At 70.6% G+C, this 21,850-nt stretch carries 21 protein-coding genes; 11 read left to right on the top strand and 10 right to left on the bottom strand.

Features of this window, described 5'->3' with window-relative positions:
• Nucleotides 1–314 precede the first annotated feature (314 nt).
• The gene (gene rpsA, locus J8403_RS31985; RefSeq protein ID WP_093460957.1) at nt 315–1,823 is read left to right on the top strand and encodes a 30S ribosomal protein S1; all 1,509 of its coding nucleotides are present in this window, start codon (nt 315–317) and stop codon (nt 1,821–1,823) included.
• A 62-nt stretch (nt 1,824–1,885) separates the two neighbouring features.
• Here rpsA and J8403_RS31990 read toward each other — a convergent pair whose 3' ends face one another.
• The gene (locus tag J8403_RS31990) at nt 1,886–2,347 is read right to left on the bottom strand and encodes a hypothetical protein (protein ID WP_211126202.1); all 462 of its coding nucleotides are present in this window, start codon (nt 2,345–2,347) and stop codon (nt 1,886–1,888) included.
• 287 nt (nt 2,348–2,634) lie between these two features.
• Between J8403_RS31990 and J8403_RS31995 the strand changes: the two genes are divergently transcribed.
• The 3 genes from J8403_RS31995 (at nt 2,635) to J8403_RS32005 (ending at nt 4,792) form a co-directional block, all read left to right on the top strand.
• Nucleotides 2,635–3,579, top strand: coding sequence for a PAC2 family protein (locus J8403_RS31995; protein ID WP_093460953.1), 945 nt, complete (start codon nt 2,635–2,637; stop codon nt 3,577–3,579).
• Between the two features lie 38 nt (nt 3,580–3,617).
• Nucleotides 3,618–4,226 carry a dephospho-CoA kinase gene (gene coaE, locus J8403_RS32000; RefSeq protein ID WP_211126203.1) on the top strand — a complete coding sequence of 203 codons (609 nt, stop codon included), beginning with the start codon at nt 3,618–3,620 and terminating at the stop codon, nt 4,224–4,226.
• Between the two features lie 197 nt (nt 4,227–4,423).
• Nucleotides 4,424–4,792, top strand: coding sequence for a tetratricopeptide repeat protein (locus J8403_RS32005; protein WP_059144952.1), 369 nt, complete (start codon nt 4,424–4,426; stop codon nt 4,790–4,792).
• A gap of 517 nt (nt 4,793–5,309) precedes the next feature.
• Here the strand turns inward: J8403_RS32005 and J8403_RS32010 are convergent.
• Both J8403_RS32010 and J8403_RS32015 read right to left on the bottom strand, forming a co-directional pair.
• Complete coding sequence (locus J8403_RS32010; RefSeq protein WP_211126204.1) at nt 5,310–5,516, bottom strand: hypothetical protein; 207 nt, start codon at nt 5,514–5,516, stop codon at nt 5,310–5,312.
• A gap of 196 nt (nt 5,517–5,712) precedes the next feature.
• Nucleotides 5,713–6,018: a DUF6343 family protein gene (locus tag J8403_RS32015; protein ID WP_211128532.1), complete on the bottom strand. Its 306-nt coding sequence runs from the start codon at nt 6,016–6,018 to the stop codon at nt 5,713–5,715.
• A 155-nt stretch (nt 6,019–6,173) separates the two neighbouring features.
• On the opposite strand from J8403_RS32015, the gene J8403_RS32020 reads away from it, so the two are divergent.
• Entirely contained in the window at nt 6,174–7,382 is a 1,209-nt protein-coding gene (locus tag J8403_RS32020) for an ADP-ribosylglycohydrolase family protein (RefSeq protein WP_211126205.1), read from the top strand.
• A gap of 87 nt (nt 7,383–7,469) precedes the next feature.
• Here J8403_RS32020 and J8403_RS32025 read toward each other — a convergent pair whose 3' ends face one another.
• Complete coding sequence (locus tag J8403_RS32025; RefSeq protein WP_211126206.1) at nt 7,470–8,705, bottom strand: FUSC family protein; 1,236 nt, start codon at nt 8,703–8,705, stop codon at nt 7,470–7,472.
• A 70-nt stretch (nt 8,706–8,775) separates the two neighbouring features.
• Here J8403_RS32025 and J8403_RS32030 point away from each other — a divergent pair, with 70 nt between their 5' ends.
• Nucleotides 8,776–9,282, top strand: coding sequence for a type II toxin-antitoxin system PemK/MazF family toxin (locus J8403_RS32030; RefSeq protein WP_246586084.1), 507 nt, complete (start codon nt 8,776–8,778; stop codon nt 9,280–9,282).
• Nucleotides 9,283–9,323: 41 nt separating this feature from the next.
• On the opposite strand, the gene J8403_RS32035 is transcribed toward J8403_RS32030, so the two are convergent.
• Nucleotides 9,324–9,866: a DUF1697 domain-containing protein gene (locus J8403_RS32035; protein WP_211126207.1), complete on the bottom strand. Its 543-nt coding sequence runs from the start codon at nt 9,864–9,866 to the stop codon at nt 9,324–9,326.
• A gap of 78 nt (nt 9,867–9,944) precedes the next feature.
• Between J8403_RS32035 and J8403_RS32040 the strand changes: the two genes are divergently transcribed.
• Nucleotides 9,945–10,592: a nucleoside/nucleotide kinase family protein gene (locus J8403_RS32040; RefSeq protein WP_211126208.1), complete on the top strand. Its 648-nt coding sequence runs from the start codon at nt 9,945–9,947 to the stop codon at nt 10,590–10,592.
• Nucleotides 10,593–10,650: 58 nt separating this feature from the next.
• On the opposite strand, the gene J8403_RS32045 is transcribed toward J8403_RS32040, so the two are convergent.
• The 4 genes from J8403_RS32045 to J8403_RS32060 all read right to left on the bottom strand — a co-directional run bounded on the left by J8403_RS32045 (nt 10,651) and on the right by J8403_RS32060 (nt 13,952).
• A complete protein-coding gene (locus J8403_RS32045; RefSeq protein ID WP_211126209.1) occupies nt 10,651–11,313 on the bottom strand; it encodes a DUF4360 domain-containing protein in 663 nt (220 codons plus the stop codon).
• Between the two features lie 30 nt (nt 11,314–11,343).
• Nucleotides 11,344–11,997: a DUF4360 domain-containing protein gene (locus J8403_RS32050; protein WP_211126210.1), complete on the bottom strand. Its 654-nt coding sequence runs from the start codon at nt 11,995–11,997 to the stop codon at nt 11,344–11,346.
• A 359-nt stretch (nt 11,998–12,356) separates the two neighbouring features.
• Nucleotides 12,357–12,992, bottom strand: a complete 636-nt coding sequence (locus J8403_RS32055) for a methylated-DNA--[protein]-cysteine S-methyltransferase (protein ID WP_211126211.1) — start codon at nt 12,990–12,992, stop codon at nt 12,357–12,359.
• Nucleotides 12,993–13,067: 75 nt separating this feature from the next.
• On the bottom strand, nt 13,068–13,952 hold the full coding sequence (locus J8403_RS32060) for a glycerophosphodiester phosphodiesterase (protein ID WP_211126212.1): 885 nt from the start codon (nt 13,950–13,952) through the stop codon (nt 13,068–13,070).
• 215 nt (nt 13,953–14,167) lie between these two features.
• On the opposite strand from J8403_RS32060, the gene uvrB reads away from it, so the two are divergent.
• The 4 genes from uvrB (at nt 14,168) to J8403_RS32080 (ending at nt 20,447) form a co-directional block, all read left to right on the top strand.
• Nucleotides 14,168–16,306, top strand: a complete 2,139-nt coding sequence (uvrB, locus tag J8403_RS32065) for an excinuclease ABC subunit UvrB (RefSeq protein ID WP_211126213.1) — start codon at nt 14,168–14,170, stop codon at nt 16,304–16,306.
• Nucleotides 16,307–16,501: 195 nt separating this feature from the next.
• Nucleotides 16,502–17,080, top strand: coding sequence for a TerD family protein (locus J8403_RS32070; protein ID WP_014059893.1), 579 nt, complete (start codon nt 16,502–16,504; stop codon nt 17,078–17,080).
• 169 nt (nt 17,081–17,249) lie between these two features.
• Nucleotides 17,250–19,220 (top strand): TerD family protein, encoded by a 1,971-nt coding sequence (locus tag J8403_RS32075; RefSeq protein ID WP_211126214.1) that lies wholly within the window; start codon nt 17,250–17,252, stop codon nt 19,218–19,220.
• A gap of 222 nt (nt 19,221–19,442) precedes the next feature.
• Complete coding sequence (locus tag J8403_RS32080; protein WP_211126215.1) at nt 19,443–20,447, top strand: TerC family protein; 1,005 nt, start codon at nt 19,443–19,445, stop codon at nt 20,445–20,447.
• A 90-nt stretch (nt 20,448–20,537) separates the two neighbouring features.
• Here J8403_RS32080 and J8403_RS32085 read toward each other — a convergent pair whose 3' ends face one another.
• Nucleotides 20,538–21,848 carry an MFS transporter gene (locus J8403_RS32085; protein WP_211128534.1) on the bottom strand — a complete coding sequence of 437 codons (1,311 nt, stop codon included), beginning with the start codon at nt 21,846–21,848 and terminating at the stop codon, nt 20,538–20,540.
• Nucleotides 21,849–21,850 lie beyond the last annotated feature (2 nt).

Raw genomic sequence — 21,850 nt, forward strand, 5'->3', positions numbered from 1 at the left:
ACCGCGTCGCAGTACGGACCATGCAATTGGCCGGGTTCGGGGAGTTAATCCCCACGTGTGCTCTTCGTGCATTGACCATGCCCGGCTGCCCCCGTATGCTACAAGTTGCGCTGCGGGCCTGTGCGCCTCGGACCGAGCAGGCCGCACTCGCATCTGTTGTATGTCCCCTCGGTTGTCGAGGTACATGGGCTTTTCGATCATTCGAAATCGGAAAGATTCGGTGCCTCCAAGGCTGTCCGGCTTCGGCAGTGCGATAAGGGCCCCCGGCGTAGCAGTACCTACGACTTCATGTCCGTACCGGAGCCCTTTTCCACATGACGAGCAGCACCGAGGCAACCCGCACCACCCCGCAGGTGGCGGTAAACGACATCGGTTCCGAGGAAGCCTTCCTCGCCGCGATCGACGAGACGATCAAGTACTTCAACGACGGCGACATCGTCGACGGCGTCATCGTGAAGGTCGACCGGGACGAGGTCCTGCTCGACATTGGTTACAAGACCGAAGGCGTCATCCCCTCCCGCGAACTGTCGATCAAGCACGACGTCGACCCCAATGAGGTCGTCGCCGTCGGCGATGAGATCGAGGCCCTGGTCCTCCAGAAGGAGGACAAGGAAGGCCGGCTGATCCTCTCGAAGAAGCGCGCGCAGTACGAGCGCGCTTGGGGCACCATCGAGAAGATCAAGGAAGAGGACGGGATCGTCACCGGTACCGTCATCGAGGTCGTCAAGGGTGGTCTCATCCTCGACATCGGCCTCCGTGGCTTCCTCCCCGCCTCCCTGGTGGAGATGCGCCGCGTTCGCGACCTCCAGCCCTACGTGGGCAAGGAGCTCGAGGCGAAGATCATCGAGCTCGACAAGAACCGCAACAACGTGGTCCTGTCCCGCCGCGCCTGGCTGGAGCAGACCCAGAGCGAGGTCCGCCAGACCTTCCTCACCACCCTCCAGAAGGGCCAGGTGCGCTCCGGCGTCGTCTCCTCCATCGTCAACTTCGGTGCGTTCGTGGACCTCGGCGGCGTCGACGGTCTCGTCCACGTCTCGGAGCTGTCCTGGAAGCACATCGACCACCCCTCCGAGGTCGTCGAGGTCGGCCAGGAGGTCACGGTCGAGGTCCTGGACGTCGACATGGACCGCGAGCGCGTCTCCCTGTCGCTCAAGGCGACCCAGGAAGACCCGTGGCAGCAGTTCGCCCGGACCCACCAGATCGGTCAGGTCGTCCCGGGTAAGGTCACCAAGCTCGTTCCGTTCGGTGCGTTCGTCCGCGTGGACGAGGGCATCGAGGGTCTGGTCCACATCTCCGAGCTGGCCGAGCGCCACGTGGAGATCCCGGAGCAGGTCGTCCAGGTCAACGACGAGATCTTCGTCAAGGTCATCGACATCGACCTCGAGCGCCGCCGCATCAGCCTCTCGCTGAAGCAGGCCAACGAGGCGTTCGGCGCCGACCCGTCCGTGGTCGAGTTCGACCCGACCCTGTACGGCATGGCCGCGTCCTACGACGACCAGGGCAACTACATCTACCCCGAGGGCTTCGACCCCGAGACCAACGACTGGCTCGAGGGCTTCGAGACCCAGCGGGAGGCGTGGGAGACCCAGTACGCCGAGGCGCAGCAGCGGTTCGAGCAGCACCAGGCGCAGGTCATCAAGTCCCGCGAGGCCGACGAGCAGGCCGCTGCCGAGGCGGGCAGCGGTGCCGCTCCGGCGCCCGGCGGGCAGGCGTCCGGCGGCGGCGGTTCGTACTCCTCGGAGTCGGCCGACAACTCCGGCGCCCTGGCCTCGGACGAGGCGCTGGCCGCGCTTCGCGAGAAGCTGGCCGGCGGCCAGAGCTGATCACCGGCCGCTAGTCGGCACCAGCTGAATGGGTAAGGCCCGCTCCCCCCGGGGAGCGGGCCTTACGCATGCCCGGGCCGCCGCACACTGACCGAAACGGACTCCACGGTCACGCTCCGGGCGGCGTCGATCCTGATGCCCTCCCGGCCGCCGCGGACCGTGATCCCCCTGACGGTCCAGTACGAGGCGCCGTTCAGCCGCAGCCCATAGCCGCCGCTCGCGGTGAGGACCGCCTTCGGCGAGCCGGTGAGGGTGATCCGCGAGCCCGAGGTGCCGGAGGCGGTGATCTCGAAGCTGCCGCGATACCGGCCGTCGGCGAGCCGGATCGTATCGCCGGGCCGGGCCCCGGCAAGGGCCTCCCTGAGCCCGTCCGCGTCGTTCACGGAGATCGGGACGGCGGTGGCGGCGGGGGCCTCCCGCGCGGTCGTGCCGGCCGCGATCAGCCCACCGGCGGCGACCAGCCCGGCGGCGGAGGCGGTGACGAAGGTGCGTAATCGGGTGGGAGTGCGGCCGGGGGAGTGCATAGGAGGCTGCCTTCCTGTGCCGTGGCCAGAGGTGAACACGCTGGGTTCTGGTCAGTGAACGCCGGATGACATGATGAACCGCTGACGGCTGGCGAAGATAGGCGTGCCGCATATGCGCGTCAACCCCGCGAAGTGCGCCGACGTCGAGTTCGGGCCGCTCCCGTCAGCCCAAGTGGGCCCCTTCGCCACGCGGTTCACGGCCGCCGGGCCGGCCCGGATACCGCCCGGGGAATGCCCCCGCCCTTATTCGGTGTTCTTCGGAGCGGACACAAGGAGGAGCGGTCACAGTGCAAGATCCGCAGGAGTTGTACGCATGGGAACCGAGCGGGCTGGCGGAGGTCGACGCGATAGCCTCGCGGGACTCGGCCGGGCTGGTGCTGCTGTACCACTTCGACGGCTATATCGACGCCGGCGAGACGGGGGACCAGATCGTCGAGCGGCTGCTCGACGGCCTGCCACGCAAGGTCGTCGCGCGCTTCGACCATGACCGGCTGGTCGACTACCGGGCCCGGCGTCCCCTGCTCACCTTCCAGCGCGACCGCTGGACCGCGTACGAGACCCCGAAGCTCGAGCTGTATCTGGTGCGCGACGCGACCGCGGCCCCGTTCCTGCTGCTCGCCGGGCCGGAGCCGGACGTGGAGTGGGAGCGGTTCGCGGCGGCCGTGCGCCAGATGGTCGAGCGGCTGAACGTGCGGCTCGCGGTGAACTTCCACGGCATCCCGATGGGCGTTCCGCACACCCGGCCGGTCGGCATCACCCCGCATGGAAACCGCACCGACCTGACACCGGGTCACCGCGGCTTCTTCGACGAGGCCCAAGTGCCCGGCAGCGCCGAATCCCTGATCGAGTACCGGCTCGCCGAGGCGGGCCGCGATGTGCTCGGCGTCGCCGCGCATGTGCCGCACTATCTGGCCCGGTCGGCCTATCCGGACGCGGCGCTCACCGCGCTGGAGGCCATCACCGCGGCCACCGGTCTGGTCCTGCCGGGGCCCACCCACGCCCTGCGCAACGACGCCCTCAAGACGCAGGAGGAGATCGAGCGGCAGATCTCGGAGGGGGACGAGGAGCTGGTCGCGCTCGTACGGGGCCTTGAGCACCAGTACGACGCGGTGGCCGGGGCCGAGAGCCGCGGCAATCTGGTCGCGGAGCCGGCCGAGCTGCCCTCGGCGGATGAACTGGCCGCGGAGTTCGAGCGGTTCCTGGCCGAGCGGGAGGGCGAGGGTGGAGCCTGAGCCAGGATCCCGCCGGTGCGCCGTATAGCGTGGGCCCCATGCTGAAGCTGGGGCTCACGGGCGGAATCGGCGCGGGCAAGAGCGAGGTCTCACGGATCCTGACCTCACTGGGAGCGGTGCTGATCGACTCCGATCGGATCGCTCGCGAGGTGGTCGAGCCGGGCACGCCGGGACTGACCGCCGTCGTCGCCGAATTCGGCCCCGAGGTGCTGGCCGCCGACGGCCGTCTCGACCGGCCCAGGCTCGGCGGGATCGTCTTCAACGACCCGGAGCGGCTGAGCGCGCTGAACGCGATCATCCACCCGCTGGTCCGGGACCGCTCCGCGGAGCTCCAGGCGGCCGCCGCCCCCGACGCCGTCGTGGTCCATGACGTCCCGCTCCTGGCCGAGAACAAGCTGGCCCCGCTCTACGACCTGGTGATGGTCGTGGACGCCACGCCCGAGACCCAGCTCGACCGGCTGGTACGGCTGCGCGGCATGGCCGAGGACGAGGCGCGGGCCCGGATGGCGGCGCAGGCCACCCGCGCCGACCGGCTGGCGATCGCCGATGTCGTGATCGACAACAATGGCCCGATCGAGGCCCTGGAGCCGCAGGTCACCAAGGTCTGGGCGGATCTGGTGAAGCGGGCGGCCGGCGCGGAGGGCTGAGCGGAGGCGCGGCGCGGAGCGTGCGGGGTTGAGCCGGGGCGCGGCGCGGAGCGTGCGCGCGCCCGCGGCGGGGAATGCGGCGTGCGGGGTGATTGTTGTGGTCCTCGTAGCGAACGATCATCCGTGACGGTTCATCCCATCCCCTCACCCGATCCACCGCCCCATCACCGAGCACGTACCCGGGGAAGGAAACGGCTGTGCCCGAGCCCACGCCCGAGACCCACGTCATCGACTACCGCGCCGCGGAGCAACTGCTCGCCGCCCGAGATCCACGGGGCGCCGTGAAGCTGCTCGACTCCGTCATCAGCGCCCACCCCGAGAACACGGCGGCCCGGCTGCTGCGGGCGCGCGCGTTCTTCCTCGCGGCGCAGCTGCGCTCGGCGGAGCTGGAGTTCCAGCTCGTCATCGAGCGCGAGCCGGACAACGCGTTCGCCCACTTCGCCCTGGCCCGCACCCTGGAGCGGGCCAACCGCTCGGCCGAGGCCACCCGCCACTTCCGGCTGGCCGCGGCGCTCGATCCGCGCCCGGACTTCGTCGAGGCGGCCCGGTTCGGCGAGCGGGACTGACGGACCGGCAGACGGGGCGCGGGCTGGGCCGCGACGATGGCCGGGCCCGGACTCCGCCCCCTCCGCCGGGTTCGGCCCGCGGCAGGGCCGGGCGAACCGTCGCCCGCGTACCCGGCGGCCCAAGCCGGACCGCCGTGGGCGGCCCGCCCCGGTCGCCCCACGGCTCGCCCAAGGCCAGCGCCGGGTGGCCCGCCCCGGTCGGCGCGAGGCGGTTCGCTCCAGGTCGGTGCCGGGTGGCTCGCGCCGGTCGGTGCCGGGCGGTTCGCTCCAGGTCGGTGCCGGGTGGCTCGCGCCGGTCGGTGCCGGGCGGTTCGCTCCAGGTCGGTGCCGGGTGGCTCGCCTCTGGTCAGCGCCGGGTAGTCCGCCCTCGGCCAGCGCCAGATGGCCCGTCCCAGGCCAGCACGAGGCGGCCCTCCTCGGTCGCACCAGGCGGCTCGCCCCCGGTCGGCGCGAGGCGGCCCGCTCCGGGTCGGCGCGAGGCGGCCCGCCCAGATCAGCGCCGGCGGCTCGCTCCCGATCAGCGCCAGAGGGCGAAGCCGCCGAGGACCACCGCGGCCAGTAGCACCACGCCGCCGAGCCCCAGTGCCACGCCGCGCTGCCGGACGAGGTCGTACGGGTCGGCCTCCCGGCCCGGCCGCGCCTCCCGCCGCTCGTATGGCTCTCCGGTTCCGGAGAGCATCAGCCCGAGCGCACAGAGCGCGATGCCGATCGCCAGCACCCCCATGACGGCCCCCTGTCGCGGCAGGTACTGAGCAGGTACCCAGTAGGTACTCGCCAGTATCTCCCGGAATGCGGGGCTCCCGGCCGTCGATATCCCGTCATCCCCGGAGCGCCGTGCACGCCTTACGGCGGTCCGTCACGCCTTACGGCGGCCATGCCTGACGGCGTCGATGCCGTAAGACGGCCACGCCGTGCACGCCTTACGGCGCCCGGCGCCGCCCGCGGCCGCGACTGCGCTCGCCGAGCGGTGCGTACGGCGGCACGTCCGGGCCGGGCTGATAGTGCGGCCCCTGCCGGATGTGCCGGATCACCAGGACCAGATCGACCAGGGTGACGACGGCCAGCGCCCCACACGCGGCCGCCCATCCCGGCCGTCCCACGACCGCGAAGGCCACCGCGCCGCCGAGCGTCCAGAGCAGCCCCCACGTGGCCAGCCCCAGCCGCATGCGCAGCGGGCTGCGCGCGTGTACCGGTTCGTCACCCGTGCGGATCAGCCGCGTCGGCATGGGCATCGTCTCTCCCGTTTTCGGCAGCTTTCTTCTGCTTTCTCCCGCTTTGTTACTCCTCGAATCTACCGCCGGGGGGCGCCCCCCGATACCTGAGATCATGTCGTGAGCATCCACACGGGACGGCTTGGGACCAGGACGATGAGGAGCTGCCAGTGATCCGCCAGTCATGGGACGAATCGGCCGCCAAGCGGGCCCGTATCCGCGGGTGCCTGCTGGGCGGGGCGATCGGGGACGCCCTCGGCAATCCGATCGAGTTCCTCTCCCTGCGGTCGATCCGCGAGACCTATGGCGCCACGGGCATCACCACCCTCGTCCCGGACGGCAGCGGAGTCGTGGGCCGGGTCACCGATGACACCCAGATGACGCTCTTCACGGCCGAGGGCCTGATACGGGCCCACGCCAGATCCTCGTCCAAGGGCATCGAAGGGTCCGAGACCGCCGTCGTCCGCCATGCCTATCTGCGCTGGCTGGACACCCAGAACCACCCCGGGCCGCCGCCCGCCGAGGGCACCGGCGACCTGGTCCGCTCCGGCTGGCTGCGCACCCAGCCCTGGCTGTACGCCCGCCGGGCCCCCGGCAACGCCTGCCTCTCCGGCCTCACCGCGCAGCATGTCCCCGCCCCGCGGGCGCCCCTGGACGGCACCCCCGGCCCGGTGAACCCCGGCTCCAAGGGCTGCGGCACCGTGATGCGCTCGGCGCCGTTCGGCCTCACCGGGCTCGAACCCCGCGACTGCTTCGAACTCGCCGCCCGCTGCGCCACGATCACCCATGGCCATCCGACGGGCTCCTACGCGGCCGGCGCCCTGGCCGCCATGATCGCGTGCCTGCTGGACGGCGAGTCCCTCGAAGGCGCGACCCTGCGCGCCCTGGAACTCCTCGCCCGCTACCCCCGCCACGAGGAGACCACCGCCGCCCTCCGTAAGGCGGTCGACCTGGCGGCCGAGGGCGATCCGACCGCCGAGAAGGCCGAATCGCTCGGCGGCGGCTGGGTCGCCGAGGAGGCGCTGGCCATCGCGGTCTACAGCGCCCTGGCCCCTACCCCCGCCCAGCAGATCCTCTACGGCCCCGGCGGCAAGATCAGCTACGACCCGGCGCCCCCGCGCACCCCTGTCCAGGCGGCCCTTCTGCTCTCCGTCAACCACTCGGGCGACAGCGACTCGACGGGCTCGATCTGCGGCAACCTCCTCGGCGCCCACCACGGCGACCTCCGCCTGCCCCCGTCCTGGCTGGCCCTGACCGAGGGCCGCGGCACGGTCGCCGAACTCGCCGACGACTTCGCCTCCGAGTTCCACCGCTCCGTGGAGCTGTACGAGCCCTACGACGACGTCGTCTTCCCGCGCGACCGCTACCCGCTCAGCTGACCGCGCCCGGGAGCGCTCAGCTGACGGCGTCCGGGAGCGCTCAGCTGACCGCGCCCGGGAGCCGGTGCGCGGCCCCCGGACCCCCGCTCAGCCGGCCGGGGAGCCGTCCTTACGGTCGCGCCGGATCCAGCGCCGGATCCGGCGCCGGATCTTGTGGAGGAAGAGAAAGCGCTCGCGCTTCTCGCGGGTGCTGCGGTCGAGCTCTTCCATGAGGCGTTTGGAGCGCTGCTCCATGTCGAGTTCGTCGAGGATGCGGTCGATCTCCGCGAGCAGCGCACCGTGGAGCTGCCACTGGCGAGGGTGTTCCTGGACGCGGCGCAGCAGGAGATCGGCGCCGCGGTCGCGGCTCGCGTGGGCCTTCACGAGCTCGCTGGAGAGGCGGGATTCGGCTTCCTCGGCGTTGGCGCTGACCTGCGTGGTGACCAGGACGGCGAAGCTCTCGACGGCGGCGGCGAGATGGACGAAGAGGTCCTTGAGGGCCTCCGCCACCTCCGGGGGGAAGAGCGGCTCCTCCGTCCGCGCCTTGGCGAGGTCGGTCAGGGTCCGGGACATCACGCGCAGGATGACGGTGCAGATCTCCAGCGTGTCCAGGCCGGTGCGGAGCACCACGCGGTAGAGCAGGCCCTCCTTGACGCGGGGGTTGAGCCGCACGCTGTCCTCCGCCTGGCGGAGTGCGGCGTCGACCTGGGTGATGTCGTGGTCGAGCCGCCGGGCCTCGTAGAGGCGGGCGGCGGCGCGGTCGACGGCGATCTGGCTGCCCAGCTCCTGACCGATGTGCAACATCAGCTGACGCATCCGGCGGGCCAGGTCCTCGATCGACTTGCCGGCCGTCTCGACCCACACCGGAGGGGCGAGGAAGAAGTTGAAGGCCATCCCGACACCGGCCCCGATGAGGGTCTCCAGCACCCGGTCCCAGGCGTAGGTGGTCACCTGGGCCACGCCGAGGACCAGCATGGCGCTGATCGCCACCTCCTGGACCCAGTCGCCCACCCGCGTGAGATAGCCGGCGGTCTGGGCGGCGAGGATGATCAGGCACAGACTCCACCAGGTCAGCCCGACCAGCACGCTGAAGGCGACGGCGATCAGGACGCCCACGACCACGGCCTCGACCCTGCGCAGGCTCCGGGTGAGGGTCGCGTAGAGGGTGACCTGGACGACGAGGAGGGCGGTCAGCGGGGCGGTGAGCGGGGCGGGTTCCTTGCTGAGCTCGAGGGCGACGACGTACGCGATGGTCGCGGCCGCCGTGGAACGCACTGTCTGGACGACGACCGGATCATGGCGCCGTTTGACGAGCTCGGCCACCGGGTCGGGAACATCAGGCACGTACATGCCCCTTCCACGCGGAGGGGGCCGCCATGTCATCGGCCGCCGCGTACGGGTTAACGTGTCGCGCGTGATCAGGCCATTCAACGGAACGCAGGGGACGGAGGACGGCGCGGCGCTTCCCGGAAGCACCGGTCCCGCCGCCACCGTCGAGGCTCATCCGCGCCAGGTCGGGCGGGTACGGACGGAGTACGCACCCGATCCGGACGGGGACCCGGACCCCGGGGAGATCGTCTGGACATGGGTGCCGTACGAGGAGAACGACGGCCGCGGCAAGGACCGGCCGGTGCTGGTGGTCGCGCGGGAGCGGGGCGGGACACTGCTCGCCGTGCAGCTGTCGAGCAAGCGGCATGACGCCGACCGCGAGTGGGTGCCGATCGGCTCCGGGCCGTGGGACCGGGCGGGGCGGGACTCCTGGGTCGATGTGGACCGGGTGCTGCGGGTGCACCCGGACGGGATGCGGCGCGAGGCGTGCGCACTCGACCGGCCGCGCTTCGACCTGGTCGCGATGCGGCTGCGGCAGCGGTACGGCTGGAGCACAACAGGGCTCAACCTGGGGGACGCACCTCGGGATTGAGGGGTGTGCCTCTCGGGGGTCTCGCCCGTCTAGGAGACGTCTCAGGCGTCGGCCAGCGTCAGCAGCTTGGTGACCGTGTTCCAGTTGCGGGCGGTGGCCGGCACGCCGAGCCGGGCGTTGGTGACCTTCGCCGCCAGCTTGGAGCGGCCGACCCCGTCCGGGCAGCGCAGGAAGATCTCGCGCCCGATGAGGCGGAATTCGTCCGGGGCGTAGGCTGCCGGATCCAGTGCGTCCAGCGCGGCCGTGTCCATGGGCACGGCCGCCAGGAAGACCACATGGAGGGTCTTGGGTTCGGCCGCGGCCTCCGGATAGGGGTTGGCCTCGATCGCCGCGGCCAGCTCATCGCGCGTACGGACCATGACGGGCACGGGAAAGCCGAGGTCGGCGGCGAAGCCGTCCTCGAGGGTGCGGGCCGTCCGCTCGGGCGGGGTGCCGGGGTCGGCGAAGACGATATTGCCGGTCTGGAGGTGGACGGTGACGTCCTCGAAGCCCAGCTCGGCCATCAGCTCACGCTGCCGGGCCATGGGAAACTTCCTGTTCCCGCCCACATTGATGCCGCGCAGCAGCGCTATCTGAAATGCCATGGCCGGAGGGTACCGCTCCCCGGGCGCGGAGCCGGGCCCCCGCGGCCCGGGCCGGGGAGCCCACGGCATGATGGGGGCGTGCGGCTCGAAGCGATCACCTGGGAACGGCTGACCGACGCGACCGCCGACCGCATCGCCGGGCTGACGGCGGCGGACGGCGGCCCCTGGCTGAGAGTGGCCGTCGACGGGGCTCCGGCGGCGCCCACCGCCGAGCTGGCGCGGGATCTGTCGGAGGCGCTGCGGATCCGGGGGCGTCCGGTGCTGGTGGTCGGGTCGGCGGGGTTCTGGCGGCCCGCCTCGCTGCGCTTCGAGTACGGGAAGCGGGACCCCGACGCGTACTACGACCGCTGGCTGGACACCGGTGCCCTGTGGCGCGAGGTCTTCGATCCGCTGGACCCGGGGGCGGGCGGCACCGGGCGGGTCCTGCCCGACCTGTGGGATCCGGTGACCGACCGGGCCACGCGCAGCCCGTACGCCGAACTTCCGCGGGGCGGGGTGCTGCTGCTGCACGGCGCGCTGCTGCTGGGGCACTGGTTCCCGTTCGATCTGTCGGTGCATCTGCGGCTGTCCCCGGCGGCCCTCGCCCGCCGCACGCAGGAGGACGACCGCTGGACCCTGCCGGCCTTCGCGCGCTACGAGGACGAGGTGGGGCCGGGTGAGGCGGCGGATGTGGTGGTGCGGATGGACGACCCCCGGCATCCGGCCTGGCACCGCCCCGAGCCGTAACCGGGGTGCGTCTCGGGGCGGTGCGCGGGACATCATGTCCGGGGTGGTGCGCGGAAGGTCACTTCTTGTCCGGCGGGCATTCCTTCCAGGCGAAGTGATAGGTGGTGCTCACATCGCCGTCGGTCGAGTCCATCGCGATGAAGCTGGTCGTTTCCTTGGTGTTGGACGTTCCGGCGTTGGCCCGCAACTCGGTGTTGATGTTGAAGTTGCGGAGTTCGCCGCACGGCGACCACACCACGGTCGCGATATCGGCCGTGTCGGTGACCTGCCAGTTGTCGTCGTAGGAACCGGCGAAGTCATGCGTGTTGGACGAGGTCTGCGACTGCCCCTGGAAGTAGTACGAGGCCTTCTGCGTGGCGGACGCGCCCTTTTCCAGATGGGCGAAACCACGGTAGTCGACACTGGCGATGGCGTAGGAGAAGCCCTGTGGCACATGCGTGACCAGACTCAGCTGACAGTTCTTTCTGAAGTCCGTCGGCTTGGCTCCCTTGCCCACCTGGGCGAGGTACTCGCTGTAGGTCACGGTGAAGGCCGTGTTGTCGGGGGACACGGCGATCGCCGCGGTGCCCGCCGGGCAGCCCGATCCATTCACGGTGGCGACCGTGATCACGATCTTGTCCGGTGGCACGGTGTCGAACGGGGGTTGCGCATATGCCTGGGAAGTGAGCGTCGAGGCGAATAACGCCGCGACCACGCCGCCTGCGTACAGAACACCGGGCATGATTCTCCATTCGATGGTGGATTTACCGCGCTACTGGACGGCGGAGGGGCATTCCTTCCAGGCGAGGTGGTAAATGGTGCTGACGCCGCCGTCCGTCGAGTCCATGGCCATGAAGCTGGTGCTGCCCGAGGAGGAGGTGCCGGCGCTGACCCGCAGCTCGGTGTTGACGTTGAAGTTGCGGTCCTGGCCGCAGGGGGCCCACACCAGGGCGCTGTAGTCGGTGCTGTCGGTGGTCTGCCAGTTGTCGTTGTACGGACCGCTGAATTCATGGGTCCGTGACGCGGTGTCCGCCGAGCCCTGGAAGTAGTAGCTCGCCTTCTCGGTGCCCTTGGCGCCCTTTTCGAGGTAGCCATAACCCCGGTAGTCGACCTGGGCGATGGCGTACGTGAATCCCTGCGGCACATGCACGCCGAGGCTGAGCTGGCAGTTCTTACGGATGTCGGTCGGATCCGCGCCGGGGCCCACCTGGGCGAGATAGTCGCTGTAGGTCACGGTGAAGGCCGAGTTGTCGGCGGCGGTGGCCACGGCGGTGGTGCCCTTGGGGCAGCCGGAGCCGTTCACCGTCTTGACGCTTATCTGGATCTTTTCCGGCGGCGTGTCAGGAGCCGAGGAAACACCTTGGGTGGAAAGGGCCGAGGCGAATAGCGCCGCGGCGGCGCCGCCCGCGAGCAGAACACCGGACATGGTTCTCCAATTCGATCACTTGTGGGGACGTAGTTGAGCGGTGAATTTCCAAGGAGCGGGAAGAACAGGGCGTGCGGGTAGGGCAGGGGGAACCGCAGGAGCGGGTGGAGCGGGAAGATCGATGAAACGAGGAAGAGCAGAAGAGCAGAAGAGCAGATGAGCTGCAGTGCGGAAGAGCGGGGAAGAGCGTTATCGCGCGGTACGGTTCGTACGGCCGAACGCAATGAGAGCCCCATGCCCGGCGGGTGACGGAATGCCAGGGCGATGGGCGCTCCTAAGATAGGGGTGATAGGCAAGCGCCACAAGACGGCCGAGGAATTCCGGAACAAGATATTTCCGTCCCGGCCGGGAAGAACGATTCAGAAGAGCGGTTGCGGAAGAACGCCTTCCAGTGCCAGCAGGGAGCGCTTGGTCTCCAGCCCGCCGCCGAAGCCGCCGATGCCCCCGTCGCTCTCGACCACCCGGTGGCAGGGCACCACAACGGGCAGCGGATTGCTCCCCATGGCCACGCCGACGGCACGGGCCGCGCCCGGCTCGCCCACCCGGTCGGCGAGGTCCTGATAGCCGACGACCGTGCCGTAGGGAACATGGGCGGCCAGCTCGCGCAGCACCCGGCGGTTGAAGCCGGTGGTCAGGGACCAGTCCAGGGTGAGGGTGAACGCCTTGGTGTCCTCGGCGAAATAGCTCTCCACCTGGCGGATCGCCTCGGCGAGATGCTCGGCGCAGCGAGGCGCCGCCGGGGCGGCCGCGGTGCCGCCGGCCGGGGAGGGCAGGGGCGTGGGCTCGGTGCCCAGGCGGCGGGTGAGCCTGGCGACGGCCTCGGCCGCCGTCTTCCCCGCCGCGTGGAAGACCACCTGGACCAGCCCCTCGTCCGTGGCCGCGAGCAGCAGCGGGCCGATGGGCGTGGCCGGGACCGCCCAGGCCCAGGCGCGCGCGTCCCGCCGCTTTGGCCCCTCGTGCGGGTCCCGCTGTGTCTGCCGCTCCGCGATCGTCACGCCCTCAGCGTAGAACCCGCCACCGACAGCGCCCCGCCGGTCGGCCGGCGGGGCGCCTCGTTCACGAGCCGTGGGTCAGGAGGCGTCGTCGAGGGCGTCCCGGACCACATCGGGTTTGTTGGTGATGATGCCGTTCACACCCATGCCCGCGACCGAGACCGCCGACGGTCCGTCGTTGACGGTCCAGGTGTAGACCTCCAGCGGCTTGCCGTGCGCCCCGTCCACCGATCGCACCGCGGCCACGTAGCCGGCGTCGATGGTGGTGTAGCTGGGGTTGATCTGGTCGGAGAACTCGGCGTACTCCGGCAGGTCGGCGACGGTCGGGGTGCCGAGGAAGCCGGTCTTGACGTCCGGCCGCAGCCGGTGGACCGTCCGCACGGAGTCGGCGCTGAAGCTCTGGATGATCAGCCGGCGCTTGTGCCGATGGTCCAGCCAGCCCTCTCTGCGCAGCTCCCGCAGCGTCTGGCCTTCGATCCCCGGATAGCGCTCAGGAGCCTTGAGCTCCATCAGAAGCTTTTGGTGATTGTCCGAAACCCGGTCCATGTACTCCTCCAGGGTCGGCACCGTCTCGCCCTGGAACTCGGGGCCGAACCAGCTTCCGGCGTCCAGCTTCTCGATCTCGTCGAGGGTGAAGTCGGAGATGTTCCAGGGCGCCCGGTCCGGGAACACCTGCTCGACGTCGGTGGTCCGGCTCAGCGTGGTGTCGTGCATCACGATCAGCTCGCCGTCCCTGGTGCGCTGGACGTCGTTCTCGACCCAGTCGATGCCCAGGTCGTCGGCGGCGTCGACGGCGGCCAGGGTGTTCTCGGGGGCGTAGGCGGAGGCGCCGCGGTGGGCCACGGTGACCGTGTGGTGATGCGTCTGCCCGGTGGGCTGGGCGGTCGCGGTGGCCGTGGGGAGGAAGAGCGCGGACATCCCGATGAGCGCGCCGGTTAACGCGGCGGCCGGGCGGATCTGCATACGGACTCCTCGCGTGGTCTGACTCTCGTCTGACTCATGGACGGGCAGAGGGTCCCAGATGCGCGGTAGCGGAGGATAGGTATCGGATGGACGGAAAATTCGTGCCACGGGCGACATCATGCGCATGATCGTCCGAATCCGGCCGGAGGGCCGGGGGGCGGGCCGCGCACGGGAACGCCCCGCCGTTGTCAGTGGCGAGTCGTACGGTTGGTGTCATGCGGCCCGTAACTCAGCTCGAACGCAAGGTGGCGCCCTTCGAGGTCGTCAGCTCCTATCAGCCCAGCGGTGACCAGCCCACCGCCATCGCCGACCTCGATCGGCGCGTCCGCGCTGGTGAGAAGGATGTCGTGCTGCTCGGCGCGACCGGCACCGGCAAGTCGGCGACCACCGCCTGGATGATCGAGAAGCTCCAGCGGCCCACGCTGGTCATGGCTCCGAACAAGACGCTGGCCGCCCAGCTGGCCAATGAGTTCCGCGAGCTGCTGCCGAACAACGCGGTCGAGTACTTCGTCTCGTACTACGACTACTACCAGCCCGAGGCGTACGTCCCGCAGTCGGACACCTACATCGAGAAGGACTCCTCGATCAACGAGGAGGTGGAGCGGCTGCGCCACTCGGCCACGAATTCGCTGCTCACCCGGCGTGACGTGGTCGTGGTGGCATCCGTCTCCTGCATCTACGGCCTCGGTACGCCGCAGGAGTACGTGGACCGCATGGTGCCGCTGAAGGTCGGCGAGGAGATCGACCGCGATCAGCTGCTGCGTCGCTTTGTCGACATTCAGTACGCCCGTAATGACATGGCGTTCACCCGGGGCACCTTCCGGGTCCGCGGCGACACCATCGAGATCTTCCCGGTCTACGAGGAGCTCGCGGTCCGCATCGAGATGTTCGGCGACGAGATCGAGGCGCTCTCCACGCTCCACCCGCTCACCGGCGAGGTGATCAGCGACGACCGGGAGCTGTATGTCTTCCCGGCCAGCCACTATGTGGCCGGGCCCGAGCGCATGGAGAAGGCCATCGCCGGGATCGAGGCCGAGCTCACGGAGACCCTGACCCGGCTGGAGAAGCAGGGCAAGCTGCTGGAGGCCCAGCGGCTGCGGATGCGCACCACCTACGACATCGAGATGATGCGCCAGATCGGCACCTGCTCGGGCATCGAGAACTACTCGCTGCACATCGACGGCCGGGAGACCGGCTCCCCGCCGCACACCCTGCTGGACTACTTCCCGGAGGACTTCCTCCTGGTCATCGACGAGTCGCATGTCACGGTGCCGCAGATCGGCGCGATGTACGAGGGCGACGCCTCCCGTAAGCGGACCCTGATCGAGCACGGCTTCCGGCTGCCGTCCGCGCTCGACAACCGCCCGCTGAAGTGGGAGGAGTTTCTCCAGCGCGTCGGCCAGACGGTCTATCTCTCCGCGACCCCGGGCCCGTTCGAGCTCTCCCGGGGCGATGGCTTCGTGGAGCAGATCATCCGCCCGACCGGTCTGATCGACCCCGAGGTCGTCGTCAAGCCGACCGAGGGCCAGATCGACGATCTCATCCATGAGATCCGCACCCGCACCGAGAAGGACGAGCGCGTCCTGGTCACCACCCTCACCAAGAAGATGGCCGAGGACCTGACCGACTACATGCTCGAGCTCGGCATCCAGGTGCGCTATCTGCACAGCGATGTGGACACCCTGCGCCGGGTCGAGCTGCTGCGCGAGCTGCGGGCCGGTGAGTTCGACGTGCTGGTCGGCATCAACCTGCTGCGGGAGGGCCTCGACCTTCCGGAGGTCTCCCTGGTCGCCATCCTCGACGCCGACAAGGAGGGCTTCCTGCGCTCGGGCACCTCGCTGATCCAGACCATCGGCCGGGCCGCTCGTAACGTGTCGGGCCAGGTGCATATGTACGCCGACAAGGTCACCCCGGCGATGGAGAAGGCCATCGACGAGACCAACCGCCGCCGCGAGAAGCAGATCGCGTACAACAAGGCCAACAAGATCGATCCGCAGCCGCTGCGGAAGAAGATCAACGACATCGTGGCCCAGATCGCCCGCGAGGACGTCGACACCGAGCAGCTGCTCGGCACCGGCTACCGCAAGCTGAAGGACGGCAAGGACGGGAAGACCCCCGTCCCGGCGGCCGGCGGTAAGGCGGCCAAGGGCGGTAAGGCCGCCAAGGGCAAGGCCAAGGAAGAGGTGCTGACCGACCGGCCCGCGGCCGAGCTCGCCGAGCAGATCGAGGAGATGACCGACCGCATGCGGGCCGCGGCGGCGGAGCTCCAGTTCGAGGTGGCGGCGCGACTGCGCGACGAGGTGTCGGAGTTGAAGAAGGAGCTGCGGCAGATGAGGGAGGCGGGAGTCTCCTGACGGCCGGGCGCCCCGGGTCTTCCCCGGGGCGCCCGCCCGCTCGCTGTGTTGCAAGACCGACACAAAAGCCCACTCGTCCGGCCGGAGCCCTGGCGGCAGTGCATAGGGTTTTCGGAGGGCCGTGCATACGGCGCGGCCACGGCCGCACACCCGCGGCGGCCACGGGGAATCGAGAGACGAGAGTAGGGACAGCGCGTGACGGTCAACATGTCCAAGGGACAGGCCATCAGCCTGCAGAAGGCCGACGGGGGCGCCCTGACCGCGGTGCGGATGGGGCTGGGCTGGCAGGCCGCGCCCCGCCGCGGACTGTTCGGCTCCCGTACGAGGGAGATCGACCTCGATGCGTCGGCCGTCCTCTTCGCCGACAAGCAGCCGACCGATGTCGTCTTCTTCCGCCACCTGGTCAGCGACGACGGCTCGGTCCGCCACACCGGTGACAACCTCGTGGGCGGGGCCGGACAGGGCGGCGACGACGAGGCGATCCTGGTCGATCTGCAGCGGGTGCCCGTCCACATCGACCAGATCGTCTTCACGGTGAACTCCTTCACCGGCCAGACCTTCGCCGAGGTGCAGAACGCGTTCTGCAGGCTGGTGGACGAGACCAACGGGCAGGAGCTCGCCCGCTACACCCTCACCGGCGGCGGGCAGTACACCGCCCAGATCATGGCCACGGTCCAGCGCGCGGGCGGTGCCTGGCAGATGAAGGCGGTCGGCGAGCCGGCCAACGGCCGTACCTTCCAGGACCTGATGCCGCACATCGTGCCGCATCTGTAAAACGGCCGTCACCGCCGCTCGGACGAGTGGCGTACACGTCGACCAGCGGATCCGCCCCGGAGGCGAACCGCCCGGATGAGCGCGTCGGCCCGGTGGAGCACAGCTCACCGGGCCGACGCGCTCACCGCACCCGTACGGCATCAGCGGAATACGACGAGGGGACGCAGCCATGACGGCCGAGCTGGTCCGAGGGCAGAACCACCCCCTGCCCCAGACCCGTTTGGAGATCCGGATCTCTGCGGGCAATCCGATCGTGGCCGGGGCGACACTCGGCGATGAGCGGGGCACGGTGCACGGCGCCGAATGGGTCGCGCACCCCGCCTCGCCCCAGCTGGCCGGGATAGAGGTGCCCAAACAGGCGGCGGCCGACCACCGGCTCGCCGTCGACCTCGACGCGATGCCCGACCACATCCACCGGGTCACCGTGCTGCTCGCGCTGCCGGTCGGCGTCGGCGGCCCGGCCCGGTTCGGCGTCATGGCCGCACCGTTCGTCGCCGTCACCGGCCTCGACGGCACCGAGATCGCCGGCTACACCATCACCGATCTGGACTCGGAGTCCGCGGTGACCGCCCTGGAGCTCTACCGCAGGCAGGGCGCCTGGAAGGTGCGCGCGGTCGGCCAGGGGTACGCGGGCGGGCTGGCCGCCATGCTGCACGACCAGGGGCTGGCGGAGGGCACCGACCTCGCGGCGCGGATCAACGAGGCGGTGGCGCGGGGCATGGCCCGCTCGGTCGCCCAGCCCCCGCCCCGCTCCGAGGCCGACGACCGGGTGCGCACATCGGCCGCGGGCGGCGCCGACCCGGCGGCCCCTGCGAGCGGCGGCGCCGATCCGGCCCCCGCCCAGCCGCCGACCCCGCCGCAGCAGACCCAGGGCGCGCCCGCCGCCGGAGGGCCGGTCAACTACGAGCACCCGGCCCGCCGTACGGCCGCGCCGCCCACCCCCGCGCCCACCGCGCCGCCCGCCGCCCCCGGACAGCCCGCCCAGCCGGTCGCGGGCGACGCCTCCGGCTGGACCATGGACGAGCGGCTCTACAACCAGGTCTGGGGCATGTTCGAGGACCTGGCCCGGACGGCCGCGGCCTACCGCAGCGCCGTGGACTTCGCCGAGTCCCGGATGGAGCAGGAGCTGGACCGGGTGCTCTCCGATCCGCGCACCCGGGTGGGCCCGGCCGCCGACTCCGCCCGTGCCGACGCGCGCGCCAAGCACGCCGACCTCGTCGAGCAGGCCCGCGCCGCCCTCGACCGCGATCTGGCGCAGCTCACCGCCGAGGCCGAGGTGGTGGAGCCCGCGCTGCCGCCCGCCTACGCCCGCTGGGACAGCCCGGTGTGGCAGGCGTACCAGGTGCCGATGGAGGTCCCGATGGCCCTGCGGGTGGGCGATCTGTACCTCCCGGAGCGCACCGACCTGCGCATTCCCATGCTGGTGCGGCTGCCGCTGGAGCGGGGGCTGTGGATCGACGCCGGGCGTTCGGGCGGGTTCGACGAGGGGCCGGCCGACTCCGGTGAGCTGCGCAGGCTGGCCGCGGACGCGGCGGTCGCCATCGCCGCGCGACTGCTGGCCGTCTATCCGGCGGGGGAGATCGCGGTGCATGTGATCGACCCGGCGGGTTCGGCCGCGGGCTCGTTCGCCCCGCTGGTGGGGTCGGGCGCGCTGGCCGAGCCACCGGCCGCCGGAGCCCAGGGGGTCTCCTCGGTGCTGGCCGCCCTGACCCGGCGCGTGGACCTGGTGCAGATGGCGGTCCGCAGCGGCGCCACGGACGCGCTGCCGCCCGATCTGGACATCGTCGAGCAGCTGCTGATCGTCCACGACTTCCCGCACGGTTTCGACGACCGGGCCGTCACCCAGCTGCGCTATCTGGCGGACGAGGGGCCCTCCGTGGGCGTCCATCTGATGATGGTCGCCGACCGTGAGGACGCGCGGGGCTACGGTCCGGTGCTGGACCCGCTGTGGCGGTCGCTGCTGCGGCTCACCCCGGTCGCCGACGACCACCTCGCCGACCCCTGGGTGGGCCATGCGTGGACGTACGAGCCGTCGATGGTGCCGCGGGGCAGCCGGGTGCTGAACCAGGTGCTGGGCGAGGCGGGGCGGGCCGCGAGGGCTCTGAAGGCGGCCAGGGCCCGCCCGTCATATGGCAGCTGACCTGCGCTTTTATCCATCTCTTTACTCTTCCATGGGAATTCCTGTACTCTCGTGTACGCGGAGGGGAGTACTCCTGTAGCGGTGTTCCCGTCACCACGGATTCCGTCCGGCCCCAGGAGGCCGGACGGAATCCCGGGGCGCCGGTCCGTGGCGCGGTCCATGGGCGGAAGAGACCTCCGGCAGCGACGACGCTGAGATTGCCGTACGAATGCCGGAGGAACTGTGGACGTTTCCGTGACCATGTGGGGGCTGACCATCGTCGGCCTCTGCGCCCTCATCGCCGCCGACTTCTTCATAGGCGGCCGTAAACCGCATGAGGTCTCCATCAAGGAGGCCGGGATCTGGACGGCCGTCTGGGTCGCGCTCGCCGTGCTCTTCGGGCTCGGGCTGCTGGTCTTCGCGGGCGGCCGGCCCTCCGGTGAGTTCTTCGCGGGCTTCATCACCGAGAAGTCGCTGAGCGTCGACAACCTCTTCGTCTTCGTCCTGATCATGGCGAAGTTCGCCGTGCCGACGATCTACCAGCAGCGCGTGCTCATGGTGGGCGTGCTCATAGCCCTTGTGCTGCGTGCGGTCTTCATCGCCGCCGGAGCCGCGATCGTCTCGACGTTCTCCTGGGTCTTCTTCATCTTCGGCGCCTTCCTCATCTGGACGGCCTGGAAGCTCATCCAGGAGGCGCGGGCCGATGAGGAGGAAGAGGAGTTCGAGGAGAACCGGCTGCTCAAGGCGGTCGAGAAGCGGTTCCCGTCCACCGACCAGTACCACGGCACCAAGCTGTTCATCATGGAGAACGGCAAGCGGCTGATGACCCCGATGCTGATCGTCATGCTGGCGATCGGCACCACGGACGTCCTGTTCGCGCTGGACTCGATACCCGCGATCTTCGGCCTCACCCAGGACCCGTACATCGTCTTCACCGCCAACGCCTTCGCGCTGATGGGCCTGCGCCAGCTGTACTTCCTCATCGGCGGCCTGCTCAAGAAGCTGGTCCACCTCTCGTACGGGCTGTCGATCATCCTCGGCTTCATCGGCGTCAAGCTGGTGCTGCACGCCCTGCACGAGGCCGGGGTGCATGTCCCGGAGATCAGCATCCCCGTCTCGCTCGGCGTCATCTGCGCGGTGCTCGCCGTCACGACGGTCACCAGTCTCCACGCCTCGAGGAAACAGGCCCTGGCGGAGGCGGGGAGCGGGGAGGACCGGGCCCGGGACAAGGACAGCGCCGACGTCTGACGGTGTCTTCCGCGGCGTCACCGCCCTGACTCGCCCGACGGCGTCAGAAGGCGCGCGGCGACCGTCCGCGTCCCGGATCCGGGAGACGGCTCACACGGCCGCCTCCCCGGCCTCCAGAGGCCGTACGGCCGATCGTCCACCATCAGGACGGTCGGCCGTCGGCCGTGTCTCCGGCAGCAGCACGAAGCAGCCCAGGCTCAGCAGCGCGGCGGCGGTCAGATACGCGGCGACGCCCCAGGGCGGGCCGTCCCCGTGGGACATCGCCGTCGCGACGATCGGCGTGAGCGCCCCGCCCAGGACACCCGCCAGGTTGTAGCCGAGCGCCGCTCCCGTGCAGCGCACCCGCGCCTCGAACAGTTCGGGCAGATAGGCCGAGGTCACGGCGAACATGGTGATGAAGGCGAGCAGCGCGCCCAGGAAGCCGAGGAACATCAGCGGCGGCTCACCGGTGCGCAACAACGCGACCAGCGGAAACATCCACACCACGGTGGCCACGCAGCCCACCAGACACAGCGGCCGCCGCCCGAAGCGGTCGCCGAGATGGGCGGCCAGCGGCGTCAGGGCGCCCATGACCGCCACGGCCGCCATGACGCAGCCCAGCAGGGTGGTGCGGGCGACACCGAGCCGCTCCGTGCCGTACGCCAGGGACCAGGTCGTGACCGCGTAGAAGACGGCATAGCCCACCGCGAGCCCGCCCGCGGTCAGCAGGACCAGCCGCCAGTGGCCGCGCACCACCTCGGCCAGTGGCGCGCTGGCCCGTTCGCCCTGCTCGGCCAGCTCCCGGAACCGCGGGGACTCGGACAGCTGGGCCCGCAGCAGCAGCCCGGCGCCTGCCAGCAGCCCCGCGCCCCAGAACGGCACCCGCCACCCCCAGGACCGGAACGCGGCATCGCTCAGCGTGGCCGACAGGGCCAGCATCGTGCCGTTGGCCAGCAGAAAGCCGATGGCCGGACCGACTTGCGGAAAGCCCGACCACAGCCCGCGCCGCTCCGCGGGCGCGTGCTCGGCGGTCAGCAGCACCGCACCGCCCCATTCGCCGCCGAGCCCCAGCCCCTGCAGAAACCGCAGCACGAGCAGCAGGACGGGGGCGGCGATGCCGATCGAGCCGTAGGTCGGGACGAAGCCCACGGCGACGGTCGCGACGCCGGTGAGCAGCAGGGAGGCGATGAGCACCGGCCGGCGCCCGTGGCGGTCGCCGATGGGCCCGAAGAGCATCGAGCCCAGGGGCCGGGAGACGAAGCCGACGGCGAAGGTGCCGAAGGCGGCGAGGGTGCCGGCCAGCGGCGAGAAGGTGGGGAAGAACAGCGGGCCGAGGACGAGGGCTGCGGCCGTGCCGTAGACGAAGAAGTCGTAGAACTCGATCGCGGTGCCGGCCAGGGACGCGGCGGCGAGGCGGGCCATGG

This window comes from Streptomyces yatensis (assembly GCF_018069625.1).
Taxonomy (GTDB): Bacteria; Actinomycetota; Actinomycetes; order Streptomycetales; family Streptomycetaceae; genus Streptomyces; species Streptomyces yatensis.